General features: G+C 55.1%; 4 protein-coding genes and 2 pseudogenes. 2 read left to right on the top strand and 4 right to left on the bottom strand.

What is annotated here, in order from left to right; translation table 11 throughout:
* Positions 1 to 102: pseudogene (locus HII27_RS27520) on the bottom strand (hypothetical protein); the annotation flags it as partial.
* A 160-nt stretch (positions 103 to 262) separates the two neighbouring features.
* On the opposite strand from HII27_RS27520, the gene HII27_RS08750 reads away from it, so the two are divergent.
* A complete protein-coding gene (locus HII27_RS08750; protein WP_185667533.1) occupies positions 263 to 832 on the top strand; it encodes a recombinase family protein in 570 nt (189 codons plus the stop codon).
* A gap of 153 nt (positions 833 to 985) precedes the next feature.
* Here the strand turns inward: HII27_RS08750 and HII27_RS08745 are convergent.
* A pseudogene (locus HII27_RS08745) lies at positions 986 to 2,149 on the bottom strand (MDR family MFS transporter); the annotation flags it as partial.
* Positions 2,150 to 2,228: 79 nt separating this feature from the next.
* Here HII27_RS08745 and HII27_RS08740 point away from each other — a divergent pair.
* Positions 2,229 to 2,879 carry a TetR/AcrR family transcriptional regulator gene (locus tag HII27_RS08740; protein ID WP_185667532.1) on the top strand — a complete coding sequence of 217 codons (651 nt, stop codon included), beginning with the start codon at positions 2,229 to 2,231 and terminating at the stop codon, positions 2,877 to 2,879.
* Between the two features lie 47 nt (positions 2,880 to 2,926).
* Here HII27_RS08740 and HII27_RS08735 read toward each other — a convergent pair whose 3' ends face one another.
* Both HII27_RS08735 and HII27_RS08730 read right to left on the bottom strand, forming a co-directional pair.
* Positions 2,927 to 4,324: a glycoside hydrolase family 1 protein gene (locus tag HII27_RS08735; RefSeq protein WP_185667531.1), complete on the bottom strand. Its 1,398-nt coding sequence runs from the start codon at positions 4,322 to 4,324 to the stop codon at positions 2,927 to 2,929.
* Between the two features lie 67 nt (positions 4,325 to 4,391).
* The gene (locus HII27_RS08730) at positions 4,392 to 6,584 is read right to left on the bottom strand and encodes a CBM35 domain-containing protein (RefSeq protein WP_185667530.1); all 2,193 of its coding nucleotides are present in this window, start codon (positions 6,582 to 6,584) and stop codon (positions 4,392 to 4,394) included.
* Between the last annotated feature and the right edge of the window lies 1 nt (position 6,585).

The following is a 6,585-nucleotide window of genomic DNA, read 5'->3' as shown; positions in this document are numbered from 1 at the left end:
AGCAGCGAAGTAGCTCATATCTGGGATTTGACCAGCTCCGGTACCAACATCTTTTGATGCTGCCGTTCCGAATGTTGGCAAACTTCCTAAACCAACATTTTCGGGAAATAACAAAAACGTCAACCGAGAAGTTTCGCTAAAACGGTGAATCGTCAACCAGGTAAAGAGCCTCGTATCACATTCAATCCTGCGGTTCCTGAACCCCAACCTTCAGTGCTTTTTTGTTAGCCTGAACGCATTCAAACGAATGGAGATCAGACTTATGATTATTGGGTATGCGCGAGTATCAAGTAACCATCAGGACACCGAGCTTCAGATGCAGGCGCTCAGAGCTGCTGGATGCAAATTAATATTCGAAGAGAAGGCTTCAGGTCGTAAGACAAACCGTCCAATATTGAAAAAGGTGGTTGATATGCTGGAGCCAGGAGATGAACTGGTTATATGGAAACTGGATCGTATCGGCCGTAACGTTCTGCACGCTTTACTGACCTTTCAGAACCTGGCAGAGCGCAATGTAAACATACGGTCCATTACTGATGGTGTTGACCTCAGTACAGCTAGTGGCCGTTATAACTTCCGTAATATCCTCTCAGCAGCACAGTATGAGTCTGACCTTAATAGTGAGCGGACGCTGGCTGGTTTGGCTGTGGCCCGCGCCAAGGGGCGCTGCGGTGGGCGGCGACCTAAGTTTACAGACGATGACTGGAATAGATGTGAGTCAGCGCTGAAGGCTGGAAGAACGCATAAAGAGGTATCTGAACAATATGGAGTGGGAGTTTCGACACTTTATAAAAAATTTCCTATCTGCGCTAATTCTGCTTCAGTTTTGTGAACTACCGCACTAAGCCGCCAATCTGGCGGCTATGATACGTTTCCAACGTTCGGCATCATTTCATATCAAATCTTGCACCAATGTCACTTAAACTTAGAACGCTTTATGCGATCCAATTTTAGCTGTCAAAGTTTCGCGATTTATGTGCCGCGCTACAACCTGCATCACCATCCCTAGCCCCATCCCCAGTACCCCGGTAAACAGATACAGCTGCCAGGTTGGCGAGGTAATGGTAATGCGCGTCAGCAGCACCATCCCGACAAAGCCCATCAGCGTCCCGACGATGGGGTAAATCCGGTATTTCCCGGTACGGCTAATGGCGCGCCCGCTGATAATCGAGGTCAGCAACAGCCCGCCCATCAGCGGAATCAACTGCAGCCCGGCTTCCGTCGGCGTGGCGTTTTTCACCACCTGTAGATACAGCGGCAGGAAGGTCACCGAGCCGAACAGCGACATGCCGATGATAAAACCAATCAGGCTGCACAACAGGAAGCTGCGGTTGCGGAACAGCGAGAGCGGAATAATCGGCTCAAACGCCAGCCGCTCTTCGTAGATAAACCCGGCGATACCAATCAGGCCAAAGGCCAGAATGCACCACAGCTGCGGGTCGCTCCACTCGCGCACCGTGCCGCCTTCGGTGGTGAACAGGATGATGCACACCAGCGCCATGGTCAGGTAAATCGCCCCCAGCCAGTCAATCTGGTGCTGGCTGCGTTTGTTGCTGGAGTGGAATACCGCGCCAATTACAAACAGCGCGAACAGCCCCAGCGGCAGGTTGATATAGAAAATCCAGCGCCAGGAAGCGTGCTGCACGATAAAACCACCGATCAGCGGGCCGATCACCGTCGCCAGGCCAAACACGCCGCCGAACAGCCCCTGATAGCGCCCGCGTTCAGCAGGCGGGATCACGTCGGCTACTGCCGCCATACTGATGACCATCAAACCGCCGCCGCCGAGCCCTTGAAGGGCGCGCATCAGCACCAACTGCGTCATGTTTTGCGCCAGCCCGCACAGCGCCGACCCGGCGAGGAACAGCAGAATCGAGATTTGCAGCACCCGCTTGCGGCCAAACAGATCGCCGAACTTACCGTAAAGCGGCACCACGATGGTGGAGGTGAGGATATAGGCCGTCACCACCCAGGAAAGCTTGTCGAGGCCGCCCAGCTCGCCGACAATGGTCAGCAGCGCGGTGGAGACTATTGTCTGGTCGAGCGCGGAGAGCAACATCACCAGCAGGAGTGCGCTGAACAGCAGACGGACTGAAGTGACACCCGCCTGTTGGGGCGGCTGGGCGTTCGTCGTCGTTTCGGATGCCATCATGTTCTCACTTGAAATTAATTAAATGCATAATTAATATTTATTGAAGATCATTCAGAGGTCAAGAGATCCCGTTTCTATGCCAGCACAAAAAGACCATCTCAAACCGCGTAAGCCTGGTCGCCCGCGCGGCAGTAAGCCCGATGCGGCTAAGCGTGAACAGCTGATCGACATCGCCCTGCGGCTCTTCTCCCAGCAGGGGATTGCGCGCACGTCGTTGAACGCCATCGCCCGTGAAGCGGGGGTGACGCCAGCGATGCTGCACTACTACTTCAACTCGCGCGAGCAGCTGCTTGATGTGATGATTGAAGAGCGTTTTCTGCCGCTGCGCGCGCAGATAAGCGGCGTGTTTGGTGACTATCCTGATGAGCCGGTAAACGCGTTGACGGCGATGGTGAAAACTCTGTCGACGATTGCCGCCGAGCATGAATGGTTTGCGCCGTTGTGGATGCAGGAGGTGATTGGCGAAATGCCGGTGCTGCGTCAGCATCTGCACGCCCGCTTTGGCGACGATAAATATCACGCCACGCTGGCAATGGTGAAACGCTGGCAGGCCGAGGGCAAAATCAACCCGCACCTGAGCGCCGAGCTGCTGTTTACCACGCTGTTAAGCCTGGTACTGGTGCCGTTTTCCCGCATGCGTAACGACGAGCGGCTGGCGATGCTGACGCCGGAGATCATCACCAATAACGTATTGGCGGTGATCCAACAGGGGATTGGCCCGGCGTAGGCCCGACGTCGCGTAGCCCAGCCGAGCAACGCGACGCCGGGGGAAGGTTACTCTACGCTAAACTGGTTACTCTCCGCTAACGCCTTAAACCACAGTCCGTTGCGCTTAATCTGCCGCTCGCCGGTTTCGAGATCGAGACGATAAAAACCGTAGCGGCGCTTGAACGAGTTGAGCCACGACCAGTTGTCGATAAACGTCCACTGATGCACGCCGAAGCAGTTCGCACCGTCGGCGATGGCGCGGTGTAGCTGCACCAGATGTTCTTCCATCAGGCCAATGCGGAAACCATCTTCAATCACCCCATCTGCCTGCACCGGGCCTTCGGATTGCAAATCCATGGCGATGCCAATTTCGGCGAGATACCACTTAATATTGCCGTAATTGTCGCGAATATTGGCGGCAATATCGTAGATAGCCTGCGGATGAATTTCGTTGTTATCGCGGTACGGGTTAAAGCGACCGTTCGGGTCGACGTAGTTTTCGAAGTAGTACTCTGGTGAGAAATAATCGAGGGTGTACGGGGTCTCACGCGCCTGCACGCGACGTGGCACGTAGTAGTTCACGCCCAGGAAATTGATCCGCGAGTTGGTTATCAGCGACACTTCCTGCTTGGTGGTTTCCGGCAGGCAGTTATGCAGCGCCAGCAGCTCGCACAGCTCTTTCGGGAACTGGTGCTTCACCAGCGGGTCGAGGAAGCTGCGGTTAAATAACAGGTCGGCATACCACGCTGCTTTTTTATCTTCCGGCGAGTCGTTGCGGGTATAGGACGGCGTCAGGTTTAACACCACGCCAATCTCGCCCGGCAGTTGCTGTTGGCGGTAGCACTCCACCGCTTTGGCGTGGGCCAGCATGATATTAAACGCCACCTGCGCGGCCAGTTTGCCGTCTTTTTTACACGGGTAGTGGAAGTCGTACAGGTAGCCGCCTTCAACCGGCACAATCGGTTCGTTGAAGGTAATCCAGTATTTGATTTTATGGCCAAACAGGCGGAATGCGGTGGCGGCAAAGCGGGCGAACAGGTCGGTGACGTGCTTTGACTCGAAGCCGCCGTAGCGGTTTTGCAGTGCTTCCGGCATATCAAAATGGTAGAGGTTGACCATCGGTTCGATGCCGTTGGCGATCATTTCGTCGAAGTAGTCGTTGTAGAAACGGACGGCGTCGGCGTTCGGTTCACCGGTTTCCAGATCGTCGATCAGTCGTGACCACTGAATTGAGGTGCGGAATGAGTTGAAGCCGATGTGCTTCATCAGCGCCACGTCCTCTTTGTAGCGATGCAGCGTGTTACAGACCGTCTCGGGCCCTATTCCCTGGAAAAAGCGTTCCGGCTGCGCGGCGTGCCAGCTGTCCCAGATGGAGCGATGGGGCTTGCCCTCGGCGCCTTCAGTTTGTGGGCCAGAGGCAGCAGCGCCCCAGAAGAAGTGGTTCGGAAACGCGTAAGTGGTCATTTAATCTCCTGAAAAATAGACAAAAAATCTGCGCCGTTAGCGGCGCAGCAAATTACGACTCTGCTGACTACTCAGCATTCACCTGAATGGACTTGATAAAGATATAGCCCCAGTCCCCCGCGTATTTCCCCAGGCTGATGGTGTTCTCACCCTGCTTGAGATGCACTGGAATGGTCATTCGCTGGCCCTGCTCATCGGTTTGCGGAAACTCAATTTGAATCGGCTTATCGCGATTCACCTGCACCGAGTTCTTCTTACCGCCCCATTTGGCGTTGAAATCGAGATGCAGCAGATAGTTGCCGTCCCACGGAGCGGCAACCTGCCAGCTCACTTTATCGCCATCATTGGCAAACGGCCCGAGGAAGCCATCTTCGCCGGTTGCCAGTTCGTTTTCCGCGCTCTTGATCACCGTTTTCCGGCTTTGCTTCAAGTCCAGTAGCGGACTTTCAAAGCGGCAGAAATCGTCGGGCGCTTTACCCGTCGCTTTGGTTACGTTTACCGCCATCGTTTTGCTGCTTTTCAGCAGGCCGTCGTTGGCGGTAAACGTTAGCTGATAGGTTCCCGGCGTGGGGAACCAGGCGCGAGTGGAAGCCTTGTCAGCATCACAGAAATGGGCCTGCTTGTTGCCGGTGCTGGTCCACTTTTCGCTCACCTGACGTGACGGCAGATTGTCGTCCTGCCACGTGGCGTTGAGGCTCAGGCCGCTGTTTTGCGCGGTACTTGCTGTCTCCTCAAGCGTGATGACCGGGGCCTGATTTTTCTGGCTATGGGTGACGCTGATAATGTTGGACGGCGCAGACTGCCCGGATTCATTTTTCGCGATCACCCGGTAATAATAGGTTTTGCCCAGCGTGAGCGACGCATAATCATCGCGGAAGAGAGCCATGGATTGTGGATCCCACTCCTGCACACCGTCGGAAATATTTTTACCCACGACCTGCCATGGACCCTCTTTCGACTCCGCGCGCTCTACATCGTAGCTTCGACCAACGGCGGCACCCATCCAGTTAATGGCGAAGGGAGAATTGGTCTCGCGTAGTTTTGGTGCTTCGGGTTTGGGCAGCGGTGCCATTTTTTCCTGCCCTGCCATTTGTGCGGCGGCGGTGCGCACCAGGTCGACGACCTTGGTTTCCTGGTTAGCATCGCCTTCCGGGAAGCCCGGAAGATGGTAGCTATAGTGGCCGGTATACTCTTTATGCCAGTAGAAACCGCCGTCGTGGCGATGACCACGAAAGCCCCAGATAAACCCGCCCGCAGCCTTCGCGCCGTTAACCTCGGTATGGACAATCGACTGCATGATGCTGTTCAGGTCGTTGCTATCGAGCAGGCCAAATTCGCCCACCAGATACACTTTCTTCCCGCCGATGGCTTCCAGGTCCTTCTTCACCTGATCCGGATGGTTGTTTCCCGCGTTGGTGTAGTAGTGGTTGCTGACGATATCAACGTTCGGATCGTTCACGGAGAAGGCGTTGATTTTCTTATAGGTTCCATCAACAACCAGCTGATGCGGCGCGAGTTTTTTAATCCAGGCCGCCGTCTGTTTCAGGAATTCCGCGTTGGTATCTTCCAGCTCGTTACCGGTCTCCCAGGCCATAATCGCCTTTTCGTCCGCGTAAGCGCGCCCGGTTATGGTGTTAGTCCGGGTGATTACCTGACGAATAACGTCGAGATACGCCTGATAGGTTTTACTGTCGGTCCGGTAAAAATCTTCCGGTTTTTCATGGTAGAAGGCCGCCAGCTGCTCGCGTCCACCCCACCACCACCAGTGATCGATAAATGGCAGAATCAAGCGTAGGCCTTGTTTATCGGCTTCGGCAATCATGTTGTCGTACACCACCATCGCTTTTTCATTCAGACGTGGCATACCGTCAGCGGTGGCGGGTGCCAGAATATGCGTTTCGCGCTCGCAGGCTTCATCGTTCTCCTGCTGGACCGAGAGCACGTAGACGCGCTGGGCTTTTGCCCCCGTCTGCACGATGGCTTTAATCCAGTTTTCCTGTTCTTCCGGCGTTGGCCACTTAAAGTACTGACCCCAGCCGCGCGGGTCGGCTTTACAGACACCACGAGCGTCGTTTTCGATCCGGTGCAATTCCGGCGCGTGGATCCCTGCGAAGCGGAATTCCTCTTTGCCGTCCATCAACTGCGCGCCCTGGCGAGTGATGAAGTGGTCAAAGTGCGACGGTGCCGCCGCCATCGCGCCAGCGCTGGTCAAAGCGGCCAGCACGGCTATCAGTAAGGATTTTTTTACGGGCTGTTTCATT

The organism is Kluyvera sichuanensis (assembly GCF_014218705.1).
GTDB classification, from domain to species: domain Bacteria; phylum Pseudomonadota; class Gammaproteobacteria; order Enterobacterales; family Enterobacteriaceae; genus Kluyvera; species Kluyvera sichuanensis.
This window is presented reverse-complemented; position numbering and strand designations above follow the sequence as displayed.